Annotated in this window: 13 protein-coding genes and 1 riboswitch; of the genes, 7 read left to right on the top strand and 6 right to left on the bottom strand. The window is 47.2% G+C overall.

Annotated features, from left to right (window positions below; all coding sequences use genetic code 11):
- The first annotated feature begins 118 nt into the window (after window positions 1–118).
- Window positions 119–1,750 carry a methyl-accepting chemotaxis protein gene (locus EJO50_RS16050; RefSeq protein ID WP_125975849.1) on the top strand — a complete coding sequence of 544 codons (1,632 nt, stop codon included), beginning with the start codon at window positions 119–121 and terminating at the stop codon, window positions 1,748–1,750.
- Window positions 1,751–1,963: 213 nt separating this feature from the next.
- On the opposite strand, the gene dnaK is transcribed toward EJO50_RS16050, so the two are convergent.
- On the bottom strand, window positions 1,964–3,895 hold the full coding sequence (dnaK, locus tag EJO50_RS16045; RefSeq protein ID WP_125975847.1) for a molecular chaperone DnaK: 1,932 nt from the start codon (window positions 3,893–3,895) through the stop codon (window positions 1,964–1,966).
- 251 nt (window positions 3,896–4,146) lie between these two features.
- Window positions 4,147–4,674 (bottom strand): nucleotide exchange factor GrpE, encoded by a 528-nt coding sequence (gene grpE, locus EJO50_RS16040; protein ID WP_125975845.1) that lies wholly within the window; start codon window positions 4,672–4,674, stop codon window positions 4,147–4,149.
- A gap of 555 nt (window positions 4,675–5,229) precedes the next feature.
- Here grpE and aceA point away from each other — a divergent pair.
- The 4 genes from aceA (at window position 5,230) to paeA (ending at window position 11,842) form a co-directional block, all read left to right on the top strand.
- Entirely contained in the window at window positions 5,230–6,510 is a 1,281-nt protein-coding gene (gene aceA / locus EJO50_RS16035; RefSeq protein WP_125975843.1) for an isocitrate lyase, read from the top strand.
- A gap of 134 nt (window positions 6,511–6,644) precedes the next feature.
- The gene (aceB, locus tag EJO50_RS16030) at window positions 6,645–8,231 is read left to right on the top strand and encodes a malate synthase A (protein WP_125975841.1); all 1,587 of its coding nucleotides are present in this window, start codon (window positions 6,645–6,647) and stop codon (window positions 8,229–8,231) included.
- A 296-nt stretch (window positions 8,232–8,527) separates the two neighbouring features.
- On the top strand, window positions 8,528–9,988 hold the full coding sequence (locus EJO50_RS16025) for an amidohydrolase family protein (protein ID WP_164521535.1): 1,461 nt from the start codon (window positions 8,528–8,530) through the stop codon (window positions 9,986–9,988).
- 540 nt (window positions 9,989–10,528) lie between these two features.
- Window positions 10,529–11,842 carry a polyamine export protein PaeA gene (gene paeA, locus EJO50_RS16020; protein WP_125975837.1) on the top strand — a complete coding sequence of 438 codons (1,314 nt, stop codon included), beginning with the start codon at window positions 10,529–10,531 and terminating at the stop codon, window positions 11,840–11,842.
- Window positions 11,843–11,942: 100 nt separating this feature from the next.
- Here the strand turns inward: paeA and lpoB are convergent, their stop codons facing one another.
- The 3 genes from lpoB to EJO50_RS16005 are packed head-to-tail and all read right to left on the bottom strand — an operon-like array spanning window position 11,943 to window position 14,407.
- Window positions 11,943–12,539, bottom strand: a complete 597-nt coding sequence (gene lpoB / locus EJO50_RS16015; RefSeq protein ID WP_125975835.1) for a penicillin-binding protein activator LpoB — start codon at window positions 12,537–12,539, stop codon at window positions 11,943–11,945.
- A gap of 20 nt (window positions 12,540–12,559) precedes the next feature.
- A complete protein-coding gene (locus tag EJO50_RS16010) occupies window positions 12,560–12,961 on the bottom strand; it encodes a YcfL family putative periplasmic lipoprotein (RefSeq protein ID WP_125975834.1) in 402 nt (133 codons plus the stop codon).
- A gap of 39 nt (window positions 12,962–13,000) precedes the next feature.
- The gene (locus EJO50_RS16005) at window positions 13,001–14,407 is read right to left on the bottom strand and encodes a COG3014 family protein (RefSeq protein ID WP_125975832.1); all 1,407 of its coding nucleotides are present in this window, start codon (window positions 14,405–14,407) and stop codon (window positions 13,001–13,003) included.
- Between the two features lie 181 nt (window positions 14,408–14,588).
- A riboswitch (S-adenosyl-L-homocysteine riboswitch) is annotated at window positions 14,589–14,651 on the top strand.
- Between the two features lie 65 nt (window positions 14,652–14,716).
- Here EJO50_RS16005 and ahcY point away from each other — a divergent pair.
- Window positions 14,717–16,114 (top strand): adenosylhomocysteinase, encoded by a 1,398-nt coding sequence (gene ahcY, locus EJO50_RS16000; protein WP_267900656.1) that lies wholly within the window; start codon window positions 14,717–14,719, stop codon window positions 16,112–16,114.
- A gap of 150 nt (window positions 16,115–16,264) precedes the next feature.
- Here ahcY and EJO50_RS15995 read toward each other — a convergent pair whose 3' ends face one another.
- Window positions 16,265–17,032 (bottom strand): substrate-binding periplasmic protein, encoded by a 768-nt coding sequence (locus tag EJO50_RS15995; protein ID WP_233702121.1) that lies wholly within the window; start codon window positions 17,030–17,032, stop codon window positions 16,265–16,267.
- Between the two features lie 311 nt (window positions 17,033–17,343).
- On the opposite strand from EJO50_RS15995, the gene EJO50_RS15990 reads away from it, so the two are divergent.
- Window positions 17,344–18,735, top strand: coding sequence for an aminopeptidase P family protein (locus tag EJO50_RS15990; protein ID WP_125975830.1), 1,392 nt, complete (start codon window positions 17,344–17,346; stop codon window positions 18,733–18,735).
- Window positions 18,736–18,765: the final 30 nt, after the last annotated feature.

Genomic DNA, 18,765 nt, shown 5'->3' with positions numbered 1-18,765 from the left:
GCACATTGGGGCGAAGTATCCAATCTACAAGCCCCCCAGCTCCCCTTTATACGTTAGCCCTTGTGCAGCGGACTGTGCCACTCTATGAATAAGCCAGGCCCCTTACACTTGGTATGCCATGAACATCCTGAATCAGTTTTCAATTGGCGGCAGATTACTTACCGGATTTTTGTCTTGTGCCATCATCACCTTAATTTTAGGCACACTTGGCTTTCACAGCGCCGCATCCATGCAAGCGCTTACTGCAGATATGCACAACAATCAGCTGGTGCCGATTATGGATTTAGCCAATGCAAATATGCAGGCCATTTACCATAACCGGGCCGTCTATGCGATTTCGCTGGAAACCGATGACAATAAAATGGCGAAGATCGACGAAGAGATGAAAACCAATGAAAGCAAGCTAAAAGAGCTGCTGGATAAATACAGGGCAACCACATTAACCCCGCCGGAAGCCGAGCTGCTAAAAAAAGTAGACGAGCTGTGGCCGCACTACCTGGAGGCGGCCAAACCAGCACTTGCTGCCGGGAAAGCCAATGACTTCAAGCGCTCTGCAGAGCTGATGTCCACCACGGTAACGGCCTCATTTCAACCCTATCACGATGCATTAAGCGCTCTGGTTAATTTGAATAAAAAAATATCTGATGAATCTATGGCCATCAGCACTCAAGAGCTTGCCACAACCAAAACCAGATCCACCATTCTCACCCTCATTGCCGTTGTACTTGCAGTGTTTTTAGGGATAGTCCTGACCAAAAGCATCACCACACCGATCAGCCATGTGCGTCTGTCTTTAGAAAAAATCCGTGAAGGCAATTTAAGCGAGCATATTGTTGTAGAAGGTAAAGACGAGCTGGCCGCTATGCAGACTGATCTTTTAAAAATGCAGGATGATTTAAAAGCCACGATCAGAAGCATTATCAGCAACAGCAATGAGCTGGTCAGTATGTCTGATCTGCTCGCCAGTGCATCACAACAAGTGGCAATCAGCTCTCAAACCCAGTCAGAATCTGCATCCTCATCGGCGGCCAGTGTGGAAGAGCTGACGGTAAGCATAGACAGCGTTTCAGCCAGTGCCGGCGAAGCCAGCCAGCAGGCCTGTGACGCCGGTAATCTGGCGAATTCTGGCAGCGAAGAAGTTAAAAAATCCAATTCTCTGATTGATACGGTGCTGGAAAACGTCAACAGCACTGGCACGCAGATTGCCAGCCTGGAGCAAAGCTCTATCCATATTGGTAATATCGCGACCGTCATTAAAGACGTAGCCGATCAAACGAATCTGCTGGCCCTGAACGCCGCCATTGAAGCCGCCCGGGCAGGGGAGCAGGGCCGTGGCTTTGCCGTGGTCGCCGATGAAGTGCGCAAACTGGCAGAACGCACCACCAGCTCGGCGCAGGAAATCACCGGCATGATCCAGACCATTCAGCAAGGCACACGCGCAGCAGTAAGCGGTATGCAATCGAGCCAGCAAAGCGTCAGCCAGGTTTCTACCGCATCCGATCACACCAATCAGGTGATGGAGCAAATTAAAGCAGGCTCATCCAAGGTGCAAATATCAATTAACGACATTGCCTCCTCCTTATCCCAGCAGCGCTCAGTCAGCACCGATCTGGCACAGAATGTAGAACGCATCGCACAAATGGCCGAGGAAAACCGCGCGGCAGTAGAAGAAGTCGCCAATTCATCCAAAAACTTAGTGAAATTAGCAAGCAACCTAAAACAATCCATCAGCCGTTTTAAACTGGCTTGAATCCCGACGGCAAAAAAAGATCTATGGACACAGAAATCCGGAAGAACACAGAGCATATGTAGTGTAGAAATCCTGACAGCACCTGATTTTATTTGTTTTTCTCTGTGTTCTCCATGTCCTCATTTAGCTCTGTGTCTGCAGAACTTTTATATTCACATCCACAAAAAAACAAGCCCGCATCAAGCGGGCCTGTTTCATTTAAATAAGCGTGGCTTATTTGTCTTTTACTTCGGTGAATTCAGCATCCACTACATTGCCGTCATCTTTTTTGGCATCGGCTTCTGCACCTGCAGCATCACCTGCTGCTGCACCTTCAGGTTGCTGAGCGTACATCTGCTCGGCTAATTTGTGCGATGCTTCGGTCAGCGTTGCCGTTGCTGCTTCGATTTTTTCTTTATCGTCTGAGTGGTCTTTAAGCACCAGCTCAACTTCGGCCATAGCGGCTTCGATCTTGGCTTTTTCATCAGCGCCAATCTTGTCGCCAAATTCAGCCAGTGATTTTTTCACCGAGTGAACCATGCCGTCAGCCTGATTGCGAGCTGCGACTAATTCGGACAATTTCTTGTCTTCTTCAGCATTCATTTCTGCATCGCGAACCATTGCTTCGATTTCGGCTTCTGACAAACCACTGGATGCCTGAATCGTGATACGTGCTTCTTTACCACTGGCCTTGTCTTTAGCGCCTACATGCAAGATACCGTTTGCATCAATATCAAAAGTCACTTCAACCTGTGGCACGCCGCGTGGCGCTGCCGGGATATCACCCAGGTTAAACTGGCCCAGGCTCTTATTTGCAGAAGCTTTTTCACGTTCACCTTGCAGTACATGGATGGTTACGGCGGTCTGGTTGTCTTCTGCTGTCGAGAACACTTGCGATGCCTTGGTAGGAATCGTGGTGTTTTTCTTGATCAGCTTAGTCAGAACACCACCCATGGTTTCAATCCCCAGGGACAACGGAGTCACGTCCAGCAGCAATACGTCAGTACGATCCCCCGACAGTACCGAGCCTTGCAGTGCAGCGCCCACAGCAACTGCTTCGTCCGGATTCACGTCACGACGAGCTTCTTTGCCAAAGAAATCTTTAACTTTATCCTGCACCATTGGCATACGGGTCTGACCGCCAACCAGGATGATGTCATCGATATCAGTAATTTTCAGGCCAGCGTCCTGTAAGGCAATACGGCAAGGCTCGATGGTACGTTTTACTAAGTCTTCAACCAGGCTTTCGTACTTAGCGCGGGTGATTTTTTGCGTTAAGTGCTTAGGACCTGTTGCATCCATTGTGACGTACGGCAGGTTGATTTCAGTTTGTGTGGTGGAAGACAATTCGATCTTCGCTTTTTCTGCCGCTTCTTTCAGGCGTTGCAGAGCCATTACATCTTGCTTCAGGTTGATGCCGGTGTCTTTTTTGAATTCATCGATAATGTAATCGATGATGCGTTGGTCAAAGTCTTCACCGCCCAGGAATGTATCGCCGTTAGTCGCCAATACTTCAAACTGCTTGTCGCCATCTACATCGGCAATTTCGATGATCGAAACGTCGAATGTACCGCCACCCAAGTCGTATACAACAATCTTGCTGTCGCCTTTTTCTTTCTTATCCATACCAAAGGCCAGCGCAGCAGCAGTTGGCTCATTGATAATGCGTTTTACATCAAGGCCTGCAATACGGCCAGCGTCTTTAGTAGCCTGACGTTGCGCGTCGTTAAAATAGGCCGGAACAGTCACAACGGCTTCGGTTACTTCTTCGCCGAGGTAATCTTCAGCGGTTTTTTTCATTTTGCGCAGCACTTCTGCTGAGATTTGCGGTGGCGCCATTTTTTTGTCGCGAACCGAAATCCATGCGTCACCGTTGTCGGCTTTAACGATGGCAAAAGGCATCAGGTCGATGTCTTTTTGCACTTCTTTATCTTCAAACTTGCGGCCAATCAGGCGCTTTACCGCGTACAAAGTGTTTTTCGGGTTTGTTACAGCCTGGCGCTTAGCCGGTGCACCAACCAGAATCTCACCATCTTCCTGGTAAGCAATAATGGAAGGTGTTGTCCGTGTACCTTCTGCATTTTCAATTACTTTAGGCTGACCATTTTCAAACACCGCTACGCAAGAGTTCGTTGTACCTAGGTCAATACCAATCATTTTTGCCATTTTTAATTTTTCCTTATCTGCTCGCAGCCCTTGGGCGGCGGTAAATTAACAACCATGTTCACAAAGTGGGGATGCATCGAGCATTTTCAAGAGTATTTTTTCAAAAGACTCAAACCCGCAAATCTTAAAAAACCTGTAGACACAGAGCACAGAAAGAACACCAATCCTGACAAAAAAACTCTTTAAACTTAAAGTGTTGAGTGTTTTTTCAGTGTTCGGCGCTCACCAATATCCACAGGCCTTTCACATTTTTACTTCGCTGCAGCAACCATCACCATCGCAGGGCGAATCACGCGGCCAGCTAATTCATAGCCTTTTTGCATCACTTGCACCACGGTATTAGCTTCTGCATCGCTTGGCACCATTGAAATAGCCTGGTGTTTATGCGGGTCCAGCTTGTCCCCCACCGGGTTGATTTCAAGCAGATGCGATTTTTCAAACGCGGCGGTCAGCTGTCTTAACGTGAGTTCAACACCATTTTTCAGTGCTTCTACTTCACCTGTCTGATCAGCCAAAGCCATTTCCAACGAATCTTTTACAGCCAACAGCTCAATCGCAAATTTCTCAACCGCAAATTTACGGGCTTTGTCGACTTCTTCAAGAGCACGGCGACGATTATTTTCAGCCTCGGCCTTGGCATAGAGCACGTCTTGGCGAGCTTTTTCAATATCTGCAGTTGCAGCGGCCAATTGCGCTTCCAGCGTAGTGCTTTCGGCAACTTCCTCAACGGCTGCTTCCAAATTTTCTACAGCCTGCTCTTGTACGTTTTCGTTACTCATCAGAAACTCCATCAAAACTTATTTCAAACATGCAAGGGCAGATGGGGTTGGTACCCTGCATTTCAAGGGCGTTGCAGCAAGACGATGCCAAAACTTTCCCGGCCCCGGATTAACTCCATCCTATATTTGCCGCTTTTAATAACCCAAAAACCAGGCAAGCTAATCTGCTAATTAAAACTTGTCCCTTAGATGTATCAAAAACACCCGTTTTTTTACGCCCCATCATTAACATCGGCGGCATTACGCCTGTATATAGCTCATCAATTCAAGCTTATCAAAACCCTCATTCCAAGCCATAAACTGACAAATTTATACCATTAAAACAATCGTTTAAAGCAATAAAGAATAACAATTATTTTTCTTCATTTTCAATCACTTAATTACAATTTATTGGCTAAAAAACACTTACTAAAAAAAGTACATGAAAGTCCCAATATGTAGTCCTTCATTACTGACTACAATCTGATGGTGCACTGCAAAATAATTCTGCAACACAACGACCACATGCTTTACTTAAATAAAGATGCAGCCCATCACCCTTCAGGGAGTATTGTTATGAGCACAAAGGATCTAAAAATCACCGCTATCCAGCAAGACTGGGACACTAATCCACGCTGGAAAGGCATTACCCGCCCTTATACCGCCGCAGACGTTGAACGCTTGCGTGGCAATGTGCAAGTCGAGCACACACTAGCCCGCCGTGGTGCAGAAAAGCTGTGGTCCTTAGTGAACGAAACTCCCTACGTACATGCACTGGGTGCCCTGACCGGCAATCAGGCAATGCAGCAAATTAAAGCGGGCCTGAAAGCTATCTACCTGTCAGGCTGGCAAGTCGCAGCGGATGCCAATATCGCCGGTGAAATGTATCCGGACCAATCACTTTATCCGGCAAATTCGGTTCCACTGGTGGTGCGCCGCATCAATAATGCACTGACCCGCGCTGACCAGATCAATCACGCCGAAGGCGACGACAGCATTGATTTCTTTGCACCGATCGTAGCCGATGCAGAAGCAGGCTTTGGCGGCGTACTAAACGCACACGAGCTGATGAAATCCATGATCGAAGCGGGAGCCGCCGGTGTTCACTTTGAAGACCAGCTGGCCTCGGTTAAAAAATGCGGCCATATGGGCGGCAAAGTATTGGTGCCAACACGTGAAGCGGTAGAAAAACTGGTTGCAGCGCGTTTTGCCGCCGACATCATGGGCGTGCCAACATTAATCGTTGCGCGTACCGATGCCGAAGCCGCTGATTTGCTGACCTCCGATGTGGATGCCAACGACAAACCCTATTGCACAGGCGAGCGCACCCCTGAAGGCTTTTACAAAACCACGCCGGGTCTGGAGCAAGCCATTAGCCGTGGCCTCGCCTACGCGCCTTATGCTGATTTGGTATGGTGTGAAACCGGTAAGCCGGATCTGGAATACGCACGTAAATTTGCAGCCGCCATTCACACCCAGTTCCCGGGTAAATTGCTGGCCTATAACTGCTCGCCATCATTTAACTGGAAAAAGAACCTGGACGACGCCACCATCGCAACCTTCCAGGCAGAGCTTGGCAAGATGGGCTACAAATTCCAGTTTATTACCCTGGCAGGTTTTCACGCACTGAACTACGGCATGTTTAACCTGGCCCACGGCTACGCCCGCCGCGGCATGAGTGCCTTTGTAGAGCTGCAAGAAGCCGAATTCGCCGCAGCCGACCGTGGCTTTACTGCGGTGAAACATCAGCGTGAAGTGGGCACAGGCTACTTTGATGCGGTCACCCAAGTGATCCAGCAAGGCCAGTCTTCTACCACAGCGCTCAAAGGCTCGACCGAAGAAGAACAGTTCCACTAAAGCCTCAAAACCCAAGTCTTTAAATACGGAGGCAAGGAGAACGCGGAGAACCACCGAGGCAAACATCCCTTGGCTTTCTCCGTGCCCTCTGTGTTTCAAGGCTTGGGTTTCCCCCTAATGCTAAGGGATAAACCATGACAACCACGCTTGCAGGTATTCGGGTTCTCGGCCATATCAGCCCCGCTTTTGCCCCTATTCTTACCCCCGATGCACTGGCTTTTTTAGCCGAGCTGCATCGCAGCTTCGAGCCGCGCCGCCGTGAGCTGATGGCGGCCCGCATTGAGCGCCAGGCACGGCTGGATGCCGGTGAAGTACCTGATTTTTTGCCTGACACCCAGCACATCAGAGACGGCAACTGGAGCATCTCTGCCCTGCCCGCCGATCTGCAGGACAGGCGCACCGAAATCACCGGCCCGGTGGAGCGCAAGATGATGATTAATGCGCTTAATTCCGGCGCTAAATCGTTTATGGCCGACTTTGAAGACTCCAATACGCCAACCTGGGAAAACCAGATCGAAGGCCAGATCAATGTAAAGGACGCCTATCGTAAAGAGCTATCTTTTACCTCTGCCGATGGCAAGCAATACACATTAAATGACAAAATTTCCACGCTGGTTCTGCGCCCGCGCGGCTGGCATTTAATGGAAAAGCACGTTGAAGTTGACGGCGAAATTATGGCAGGCTCCTTGTTTGATTTTGGCCTTACCGTATTTCACAACCTGAAATACCGCCTTAGCCAAGGCACATCGTGTTATTTCTATCTGCCAAAAATGGAATCGCATTTAGAAGCTCGCCTCTGGAATGATGTGTTTACCTGGGCCGAAGCAGAGCTGGCCGCGCCGCATGGCTGCATCAAGGGTACCGTATTGATCGAAACCATTTTGGCCGCCTTTGAAATGGACGAAATCCTCTACGAGCTGCGTGAGCACTCCGCAGGCCTGAATGCTGGCCGCTGGGATTACATCTTTAGCTGCATCAAGAAGTTCCGCAGCAACACAGACTTCTGCCTAGCCAATCGCAGCTTAATCACCATGACCGTGCCGTTTATGCGCGCTTATTCCCTACTGCTGATTAAAACCTGCCACCACCGCAATGCTCCTGCAATGGGCGGCATGAGCGCCGTAATCCCGATCAAAAACGATGATGCGGCAAATGAAAAAGCCATGCAACAAGTACGCACGGATAAAGAGCGGGATGCCAATGATGGCTACGATGGCGGCTGGGTGGCTCACCCGGGTCTCGTCACCATTGCACAGGCGGCCTGGGACCCGATTCTTGGCGACAAACCCAATCAAATCGGTAAGCAACGCCCAGATGTCAGCGTGGCGGGAAAAGACCTGCTGAATTTCCAGCCTGAAGCGCCCATCACCGAAGCCGGTTTGCGCGGCAATATCAGCGTGGGTGTGCAGTATTTAGCTGCGTGGATTTCCGGTCTTGGCTGCGTACCGATTCACAATCTGATGGAAGACGCAGCTACCGCCGAAATCAGTCGCTCGCAAATCTGGCAATGGATCAGATCTCCCAAAGGCGTGCTGGACGATGGCCGCAAAGTCAGCAAAGCGCTATTTCGCCAGTGGCTGCCCGAAGAAGTCGCCAAAATTCATGCCAGCGGCCGCTTTAGCAGCACGCTGGACGAAGCTGCACTCATGTTTGACGAGCTGACCACCAGTGAAGAATTTGTCGAATTTCTGACTTTACCAGGCTACGATCGCTTGAAATAAGGGCTTATGTAAGCCTGTGGCGGGCAGCTTGCTTAGCTTGCCCGCACTTCTTAAATATTCTGTTTCAGTTTTTAATCAAATGCATTCGGATTTTATTGCTTATTCTCAAAGATCAAAAAACAGTTCTGGCATTAAATAGATAATTGCCGTTTTTATCGCACCATTTTATCCCCCTCTACATTGCCACTAATTAAAAACTCCCCAATTACAAAAATTGCAAGCAATCTAACACCTTATTCATCTATTCTTTTTTTGCAGCTTATAATTTAGCATTTCACTCATAAAAGATGCTCCAGATGAAAACAAAACTACTTGCCCTCTGCCTGCTTGCCATCGGAGCCAGCCACGCTAAAGATATTAATAATAACTATGCACAAACCAAGCAATATTATTCTCAATTAATTAGCGCCCCTGTTCCGAATACTGCAGAGCTGGGACTATTGATGAATATGCTGCCTAAAGGAGCTGATTTACACCACCATTATTCCGGTGCAATTTATGCTGAAACTTATCTGGAATGGGTAGGCCGGCAAAAGTTTTGTATTTATAGCGAAGACAATGCCGCACTGAATGCTCAGAAATTTCATATCAATACCAGCCCAAGCGATGCAAGCAGCAAAATTTGCCTAAGCGCAGATGCAACCCGGCAAAACAATGCTTTCTACCGTGAATTACTCAAAAAATGGTCTGATAAGGATTTCAGCAATCATAGCCACGATCAGCCCGCACCCGATCAAAATTTCTTTAATACCTTTTTCTATTTCATACCTGTTGCCAGCTATGCCATGAATGAAGGTTTTCAATCTTTAAAAGAGCGTGCACAGGCAGAAAACGTACAATATCTGGAAACCATGGTTGATCTGGCCCCCAGCATTAGTAATAAAGAATTAGACGAAAAAATAAATCAGCTGGTACAAAACCCTAAAGATGCAGAAGCCATCTTTACCCGCTATGCCGATTTTATGGCGCAAGATACTACCAGCCAGCAGCAAATCAGTACCTATGTAAAAATCATGGAAGACGCAGCAAAAGGCATTGATAGCAGCGATTTTAAATTACGTGTGCAAGCCTATGTATTACGTAATTTATCACCTTCACTGGTCTTTAGCGCTATGTACTCCGCCTTTGCCGCCGATAAGGCCAGCAATCTGATTGTGGCCGTAAATATTGTAGGGCCGGAAAATGAACACGTTGCGATGCGTGATTATGATCTGCATATGCAGATGTTTAAATTCTTTAAAAAACGCTACCCCGACAGCAAGCTCGCCCTGCATGCAGGAGAATTAGCACTCGGCATGGTGCCGCCAGAAGGATTAAAGAATCATATTAACGACGCAGTGCAAATTGCAGGCGCAAACCGTATTGGCCACGGTATTGATATTACCCACGAAAAAAATGCCGATCTACTTTTAAAAAAGCTGAAAGAAAAAGACATTCCGGTCGAAGTTAACCTCACCAGTAATGAATTTATTCTTGGGGTAAAAAACGAAGCACACCCAATTCAGGTTTACCGCCGCCATGGCGTGCCTTTTATAATTTCCAGCGATGATCCGGGCGTATCACGCAATAATCTCAGTAGCGAATACCTGCTTTACGCCAGCCGCTACAAACCATCTTATGACGAGCTAAAAAACACCGCTATGAATAGCATTCGTTATTCATTCCTGGGCAAAGCAGAAAAAGCCACGGAAATGCAGGCCCTTAAACAGCGCTTTGATGAATTTGAAGCAAAAGTTGCAAAAATGATTAAACAATAAAGTTGTTCTATAAAATACGGATGAACTAAAGCTCATCCGTATTTTAATGCAGGTTAATGCATATCAGGCCATTCTGCTCATTCAACAATTTTTCCATCTTTTAATTAAACTTCTGCTTTAAATAATTAGCCGCCTTTTTCCAGCTTTCCATCTTCAGGCTCAGATTAAACCGAAGATTGAAATTCTTCCAGAGTTGCTTAGCATCACTTTTTCTTCGGCAAATTCACAAATCATTCTTTCTGCAAAGGCATCAGGCTATTGCAGGGTCTCACTTTATTTATCAACTATCCGGGGTTTTTCAGAGCTGATCTACCCTGATAGCTTTACGGCTTAAATCCAGCCCAATCAAGCTTTTACCTTCAGACGTATGCAGTTTATTTCAGGCACATTTTTATCCACAAACCCGGCAGACTTTGCCAAGAAAGGCGGCCGACCCCGGCACAATAACGCCATATTGTTGTTTTATGCAGGTTTTTGCATTCAAAGAGACTTCATTGCAAGCTGGCGAGCTGCTAAGCTAGCGGCAGGAGATTTCATATTATGATGAATGGCTTACTTGTTATTTTTATTCTTATTTTAATCAGCGCTCTTTTCTCGGTTTCGGAAATTGCACTTGCCGCAGCACGCAAACACAAGCTGCAACAAATGAGCGAAGACGGCGATAAACGCGCCGATCTGGTGCTGGCCCTGCAGGAGCGGCCCGGAGATTTTTTCACTGTGGTGCAAGTCGGTGTGAATGCCGTGGCAATTTTGGCCGGTATTTTAGGTGAACCCGCCTTTTCGCCTGTTTTTAAGGCACTATTTATTCAATTTGGTGTACAGGCAGAAACAGCTGAAACGCTAGGCTTTCTGATGTCGTTTACTGTAGTAACCGGGCTGTTTATTCAGTTTGCCGATTTAATTCCAAAAAGAATTGGCATGGCAGTACCGGAAGCCACTGCAGTCAATGTAGTTTCACCCATTTTATTTTGTATTTTCCTGCTGCGCCCGCTGGTGTTTATTTTTGATGGCATTGCCAATATGATTTTCAACGCCTTCAATTTACCCGCAGTACGCCGGGATGAAATTACCACCGATGATATTGTAGCCATGGCAGATGCAGGCGCAATGGCGGGCACGGTACGCCGTAAAGAACACAATCTGATTGAAAATGTATTTGAACTGGAAACACGCACCGTTACATCTGTAATGACGACGCGCGAAAGCGTTATTTTCTTTTCACTTAATGAGGCCGAAGAAACCATACGAGCCAGAATGCTGGCCGAGCCACATTCAAAGTTTCTGCTTTGTGAAAACAGTATTGACAGTGTATTTGCCTATATTGATGCCAAAGATATTTTGCAATTAGTACTTCAGGGCGGGGAAATTAATTTACTCGAAGGCTTGAAGCAATGCGGTAATCGAAAATTACTCACGATTCCGGACACACTTTCTTTATCCGAGGTACTTGAACAATTTAAAGAAGCGCGCGAAGACTTTGCCGTTATTTTGAATGAATACGCCCTGGTGGTTGGAATTATTACGCTAAATGATGTCACCATTCAACTAATGGGCAGCATGGTAGACCCCGGAGCCGATCAGATTGTGCAGCGAGATGAAAGCTCATGGCTGGTTGATGGGGTTACGCCAATTGAAGACGTAAAAAAAGCACTGGATATTGATGAATTAAAAGATGAAGAGAATTACGAAACGATTGCCGGTTTTATGATGTACATGCTAAAACGCATTCCAAAAAAAGCAGAATTATTAATTTTTGGTGATTATAAATTTGAAGTGGTCGACATTGATAATTACCGGATCGACCAGCTCTTAGTAACCAGAATTAATCCGCAGAAAAAAGCGGACAGCGAGTAATACAGTGTGGGCAAGGCATTGTCTTGCCCACGCCTTGAATACAACAATGCATTTATTTCAACGCACCGCGCGGGTATAAGAAAACATACTCCTCAGTAACTTAACGCTTGGATGTTTTGCGGATCTCTTTTTCATCCTGCCATTCATCCACACCCTCTTCAATATTCTTCAAAATCAGTGTGAATTTATAATAAACATCTTTGGTACTATCGCTTTTTTTAACAATCGAAGTAATTTCGCCAGTTAATAAATATTTAGCGCCCTTCATTTGGCCAACTTTAACTTTATTTTTATAAAGTCCGCTTTCAGTCTGACGGCGAATTTCTTCAACCTGGGCATCTAACGTGCTGCTGTCAGTTACAAATTTAGCACCGCTTTTCATCAGCTGCGTTTTCATGCTATTTGTAATATTTCGGGTATCAATATATTCCGTGGTTTTATTTTTAACTTCGGCTACCACAATTAAAGGGCGTTCTGCCATTGACGGATGCTGCATTAAAGAGCGTGCCATTGATTCTGAAATCATTTGCAAATCGGTAGAGCCAAATTCATTCGTTACCGTTTCTATTGCCTTACTATCGCCATAAACCACATCACCACTGCCCACAGTAGGCGATGAGCTGGATGCGCAGCCTGTAGCAAGTAATACCGCAGCCAATGCCGCACTCAGCTTTAATGCTTGTTTCGTCGTTTTCATTGATTTATTCCTTTAAATAATTACTTGGCTGCAGGCGCTGAGCCAGTGTTTTCCGGGCTGTTGACTTCCATTTTGAAATCCACCGCATTGGGCACAGGGGCAATAGTGTCAATAATTTGTTTTTGTAGCCCAATAAATTTAAGTGGCTTCCAGACTTCTTCTCCCCCCACTACAAAACCTGCATCATCCAGCCAGCGAAAACGATAATAAAGCTGCTGATCACTCTTATCCTGATTGTGCATTTCCAGCTGTACCGCCAACAGGCCATTGCGTTGTGCAGTGCGCCCACCGGTTAGCTTGATGTATTTCATTTCACCCAGCTGCTCGATCCGATCAGCGAGGGAAATCGGGGCTGCTTGAGCGATGGCCGAAAATCCTAAAATGGCCGCCAGTAACACGCTACGGGCAAAATACTTTTTCATGCTGATTCCTTTTTTATTCAAAGTAGAAAATACGATGATTTATTTCTTGGCCTTTTCAGGCTGAATCACCGCGTCCGCACTCTCTGTTACTGCGGTATTTAAAATTACAGGCGCTAAGCCTGTCTGACCAAAATACACCTGATTGCCCATCACCCGAATCGGCACAATCTGGTAGGGGCTGCTGGCTTTAAAGTCAAAAGCTTCCTGCCCCTGTAATGTCGGCACCAGTACTTTATGCATCCCTTGCGGCAAAGATGCCCGCACAATAGCAATTTGTGCGGGCAGGGTGCTCCAGGTACGCTCATCGGCCTGCTCGGTAATGACACTAACCAGCCCAAGCACTAAGCTGGCAATTGCACTGGCGTTATTATCTCTGTCGTTTAACTGTTTCTGGGCGACACCCCTACTTAACGCACGAACAGTAGAGCGTAAAATAATGCCCGGCATATCGTCACGCAGTGCGCGGCGGCTCATTGCATCCACACTGGCGATGGCGCTAACCGGCACAAAACGCCCATCTAATTTAAGCTGCGATGGTGCAAAATCATTGCCGGAGCGAATAACAGGAAAAGACATCGCCGTTAAGCCCGCCCGGTAAACCGGCAGGGGCAGGCTGACCGATTTACGTAGCGGTGCAAGGCCCGAGCTCACCACAAACAGCACCTCGCTCATGCCATGCTTGGCAGTTTTGCTATCGAGCTGCGCTAAGCTGTCTTCTAAAACTTTGGTATTAGGCTGCAACTCGATCGCCTTACGATACCCCGGCGCGGCCAGGCTTTTTTCACCCAGCGCCTCGTAAACAAAAGCTGCTAAGTAATGGCTAAACGCATTTTGGTAGCTATTTTTTAAGGCCAGAACATCAGGATCATCCAGAGTTTCGGTTGGATAACCTCTTAAATCTTTAAATGTCGTTTGCACGCCCCGGCTTCTGGCTTCGGCTTCATCTTTTTCATAAGCACGCGAGCGAAATTCTGCAATGATCGCTTCACGCTCATGCGTTTTTTTGACCTCAACCCGCGCATTACCCCAATCACCTGAGGCGGCATGATTCATGGCCAGCAAGGTGGACAGCAGTACTTTTTCATAATCGTAGCCATCATAGCGGCGGGTTTTATCATTGATTAAAAAGCTCCCCACCTCTCCCAATAATTTGTCCGGCGAGTTTTTAGCGGTGTTTTCCCAATCATGAATTTTGGCGTCGGCCTTCAGCCAGGCACTGCTGCTGCCAGACCAGTCATTTTTAAGCTGTAATAGCTGGCCCTTTTCCAGAAAATACAGCAGGTCTTTATCGCTGTTATTCGACTCCAATACTGCCAAAGCACTATCTGGCTTACCTGCACGGGAAAAATCAATGACCCCCTGGGATTCGGCCTGATACTGACGCATTGATCCGCAAGCACTTAAAGCAAGGACCAAGATCAAGCTAGCGCTTATTTTTAGTTTCATTCCAAAACCTTGGTGAATAAGCCTGAACCACAAATCAAACTTAGAATATGTCTTAATCTACTTTAAATATCATATAAGAAATGCAACACATTGTTTCTCATTTGCTACCAACTCGCAATGTAAGCAAGTACTACATTATGAACAAGACAATCATCAGATTCTTAGTACTATACTGAAAGCACATTCGAGGGGCGCTGCAACCCTAAGGGGCTAGGCTCGAATTTCTTAACTGCGCTCTCCTGTAAACCCGCGCCGGGTACGGCATGCGTGTTGGAGATGCCGGCCCGGCCACAGAGAGGAATCACCACTGTGGCAAATCCTGATTTTAAAGTTGCTGACCTATCTTTGGCAGATTGGGGCCGTAAAGAAATTCGTATAGCAGAAACAGAAATGCCGGGCCTGATGTCTGTACGAACAGAATACGCCAAAGCCCAGCCGCTTAAAGGGGCCCGTATTGCGGGCTCCATCCATATGACCATCCAGACTGCCGTACTGATCGAATCACTACAAGCCTTAGGTGCCGAGGTGCGCTGGGTATCGTGCAATATATTCTCTACGCAGGACCACGCCGCTGCGGCCATTGCCGCAGCAGGCACGTCCGTATTTGCCCATAAGGGTGAAACACTCGAAGAATACTGGGATTTTACTCACCGTATTTTTGATTTCCCCAAGAATCAGTACGCCAATATGATTCTGGATGACGGTGGCGATGCCACCATTTTGCTACACCTTGGCGCGCGTGCTGAAACCGACCTTTCGGTGATTTCTGCGCCAGGTAATGAGGAAGAAATCGTACTGTTTGCCTCAATCAAAGCCACGCTGGCAAAAGATCCTAAGTGGTATTCCACCCGCCTTTCCTACATCAAAGGCGTAACGGAGGAAACCACCACCGGCGTACACCGCCTGTATAAAATGCATGGCGAAGGCCGCCTTTCATTCCCTGCAATTAATGTTAACGACGCCGTCACCAAATCTAAATTCGACAACCTCTACGGCTGCCGGGAGTCGCTGGTTGATGGCATTAAACGCGCCACCGATGTGATGATTGCTGGCAAAGCCGCCGTGATTCTAGGCTATGGTGATGTAGGTAAGGGCTGCGCTCAAAGCCTGCGCGGCCTGGGAGCTACCGTTTACGTGACCGAAATCGACCCGATTTGCGCGTTGCAAGCGGCGATGGAAGGTTACCGAGTGGTGACAATGGACAGCATTTGCGATCAGGGTGATATCTTTGTCACCACCACTGGCAATGTGGCCGTGATTACGCACGAGCATATGATTAAAATGCGCAATAACGCTATTGTCTGCAATATCGGCCACTTTGACAGCGAAATTCAGGTGGCATCCGTACGCCAGTACAAATGGGAAAACGTCAAACCGCAGGTTGATCATATTATTTTCCCTGATGGCAAACGCATCATCCTGCTGGCCGAAGGGCGCTTGGTGAATCTGGGCTGCGCCACGGGCCACCCCAGCTTTGTAATGTCTAACTCTTTTACCAATCAGGTGCTGGCACAAATCGAGCTATTTAGCAAAACCGAGCAATACCCGGTTGGCGTTTACGTGCTACCTAAGCATCTGGATGAAATGGTCGCCCGTTTACACCTGAAAAAGATCGGCGCAGCACTCACGGAGCTGACCGATGAGCAAGCCGCTTACATCGACGTCCCCAAACAAGGGCCATATAAACCAGCGCATTACCGGTATTGATAATTTGAAATAAAACGGGAGGCCTGAGCTTCCCGTTTTTTATATGGGTATTTAACGAATGGCCGTAAGCGGATCCAGTTATCAAAACAGCAATTGATATAAATCAATCCAAACAAAAACATCACCTGGCCACGCTGATGCCCTGTATTTTTACTTATTTTTAAATTCCATTTTATTCTGGATAGCCATGATTCTTTCATAACTGCCATCTTTTTTCATGGAAAGTAAAATCTCGTCAAATTTATCACGAATCAAACTAAGCTTTCTTTTTTTAGAAAAAGCTATATAACTTGGAATAGTTTGCAGCACCGGAGAAAGAGCTTTAACTTTATGGAGAACTCTTTTATTTTTTAAAATATCCAGTGCACCATATTTATTGCTGACTAAAATATCAAAACGCTTAGCTAATAATTTATCTATATTCTGCTCTCCGGTATAAGTAATGTCCGGCATTTTAATTATTTTATTTTTTACAGCAGAATCAAAAACATCACCATAGCTTATCTTATTGACCACACCAAAACTATAATTAGCCAGCTTTTGTAAATCACCATCAAATTTAATATTTGATTCACTCAAAACAAAAAATGAAACAGCCTGAGGCATAAGTACTTCTTTAGAGTAATCAGCAAATACTTCCCTGTCAGCCGTTTTATATGCAGTAAAAACGGCATCGGCAGTGCCGTCTTCAATCATTTTAATTGATCGGGTCCAGGGCATTAAAGTAATGTTCACAGGCTGCTGCATGCGGCGAAAAACTTCTTTTACAATGTCTACAACAAGCCCCTTAATCTGGCCATTTTCTTCATACTGATAGGGAGGATATTGCAAAGTCACCAACTCTAATGTAGCGGCCATTGCAGGTGCAGCAAAAATTATCAGCCCCAAACAGGAGAATCTGATTATATTTTCTTTCATAGATATCCCCCGCAAATACTATCTATCAAATTTAATACCATGAGCATTAACTTATATCACAATCAAAACAATTTTGTCAGATAGCCACGAGATGCAGCCCAATGCCGGGCATATGCATGGATAAGCATTGACCGGCAAACCAAAGTAATTTGCTCAGACAACTCGCCAGCCACGCACCTTAATTTAAACAGGCCAGCACAGCAAAAACTTCAAAAATCACGCGCAGGTTATTTTCATATACCACATTCGCCCATTTACAAAGGGCGCTCTTTCAACAAAGATATGCCCCATACTTTCAACGGAAAAATGCTATGTTCCAGCCCGAAATCTATCGCCAGCGCCGCGCCACTCTTTCTGCCAGCTTGCCAGATAGCCTGATTTTGCTGCTAGGCAACGTCGATTCGCCCATGAATTACTCGGATAATATTTTCCCGTTTATTCAGGACAGCAGCTTTCGCTACTACTTCGGTCTGAACGAGCCGGGCCTTGCCGGCCTGATCGATACCGCCAATGATGTGGTAACCCTGTTTGGCAATGAGCCGGAAGTGGCCGATATCGTATGGACCGGCCCGCAGCCATCCTTAAGCGAGCGCGCAGCCGCAGCAGGCATTACCCAAAGCCAGCCTTACACAAAACTCGGTGAAGCGCTGGCAGCTGCGCAAGCCGCCGGTATTGCCGTACAATATTTAGCCCCCTATCGTGGTGAAACGATTCTGGAGCTGTCTAAGCTATTAAGCACCGACAGCTCAAAAGTAAAAGCAGGCTTTTCAAGCGCCCTAACCCACGCCGTGATTGCACAACGTGAAATTAAATCAGCGGAAGAAATCGCCGAAATGGAAAAAGTGCTGGCCATTACCCGTGATGTACACCACGCCGCGATGCGTGCATCACACGCTACCGTGCTGGAGCATCAGGTTGTGGGTTTAATGGAAGGCATTGTCCGCAGTCATGATTTACAACTGGCCTACCCGAGTATTTTCTCCAGAAACGGCGAAGTACTGCATAACCATCATCATCATCAGGTCCTGCAGGCAGGCGATCTGGTCCTGAACGACACCGGTGCAACATCGGCTGGTGGCTATGCCAGCGATATCACCCGTACCATTCCGGTGGGCGGCAAATTCAGCCCGCGCCAGCGCCAATTGTATGATGCGGTGCTGGCCATGCAAACCGAAGCCATTGCTGCACTAAAGCCCGGCCTGCCTTATCTGGCAGCGCATAAACTGGCCGCCAAAGTCATGGTGAAAGCCATGAGCAAGCTGGGCTTCTTTAAAGGCGATGCGGATGCAATTGTAGAATCCGGCGCTTACGCCATCGCCTTCCCGCACGGCCTTGGCCACCAGATTGGCCTGGATGTACATGATATGGAAAGCCTGGGTGAAAACCTGGTCGGCTATGGCGAAGGTGTAGAGCGCAGCACGCTGTTTGGCATGGGCTATTTACGCTTAGGCAAACCATTGAAAGCCGGCATGGTGATTACGGTAGAGCCCGGCATCTACTTTATCCCCGCCCTGATCGACGCCTGGCAGGCAGAAGGCCGCCACGGCGAGATGATCAATTACGCCAAATTTAGCGAATACAAAGACTTTGGCGGCATCCGTATCGAAGACAATGTGCTGATCACGACCACCGGTAGCCGCATTCTGGGCCCGCATATTGCACGCACAGCAGAAGAGGTTGAAGCGGTGATGCAGGCAGCCTAATAAACGACAAGGTGGCGGTTTGCACCCGCC

It is taken from the genome of Iodobacter ciconiae (assembly GCF_003952345.1).
In the GTDB taxonomy this organism is placed as follows: domain Bacteria; phylum Pseudomonadota; class Gammaproteobacteria; order Burkholderiales; family Chitinibacteraceae; genus Iodobacter; species Iodobacter ciconiae.
Note: the sequence above shows the minus strand (reverse complement) of the source record. Positions and strands in the feature narration are given on the sequence as shown.

Bases quoted from the DNA above. Each gene is read 5' to 3' on its own strand.
- EJO50_RS16050 (WP_125975849.1), top strand. From the start codon at position 119: ATGAACATCCTGAATCAGTTTTCAATTGGCGGCAGATTACTTACCGGA.
- dnaK (WP_125975847.1), bottom strand. From the start codon at position 3,895: ATGGCAAAAATGATTGGTATTGACCTAGGTACAACGAACTCTTGCGTA.
- grpE (WP_125975845.1), bottom strand. From the start codon at position 4,674: ATGAGTAACGAAAACGTACAAGAGCAGGCTGTAGAAAATTTGGAAGCA.
- aceA (WP_125975843.1), top strand. From the start codon at position 5,230: ATGAGCACAAAGGATCTAAAAATCACCGCTATCCAGCAAGACTGGGAC.
- aceB (WP_125975841.1), top strand. From the start codon at position 6,645: ATGACAACCACGCTTGCAGGTATTCGGGTTCTCGGCCATATCAGCCCC.
- EJO50_RS16025 (WP_164521535.1), top strand. From the start codon at position 8,528: ATGAAAACAAAACTACTTGCCCTCTGCCTGCTTGCCATCGGAGCCAGC.
- paeA (WP_125975837.1), top strand. From the start codon at position 10,529: ATGATGAATGGCTTACTTGTTATTTTTATTCTTATTTTAATCAGCGCT.
- lpoB (WP_125975835.1), bottom strand. From the start codon at position 12,539: ATGAAAACGACGAAACAAGCATTAAAGCTGAGTGCGGCATTGGCTGCG.
- EJO50_RS16010 (WP_125975834.1), bottom strand. From the start codon at position 12,961: ATGAAAAAGTATTTTGCCCGTAGCGTGTTACTGGCGGCCATTTTAGGA.
- EJO50_RS16005 (WP_125975832.1), bottom strand. From the start codon at position 14,407: ATGAAACTAAAAATAAGCGCTAGCTTGATCTTGGTCCTTGCTTTAAGT.
- EJO50_RS15995 (WP_233702121.1), bottom strand. From the start codon at position 17,032: ATGAAAGAAAATATAATCAGATTCTCCTGTTTGGGGCTGATAATTTTT.
- EJO50_RS15990 (WP_125975830.1), top strand. From the start codon at position 17,344: ATGTTCCAGCCCGAAATCTATCGCCAGCGCCGCGCCACTCTTTCTGCC.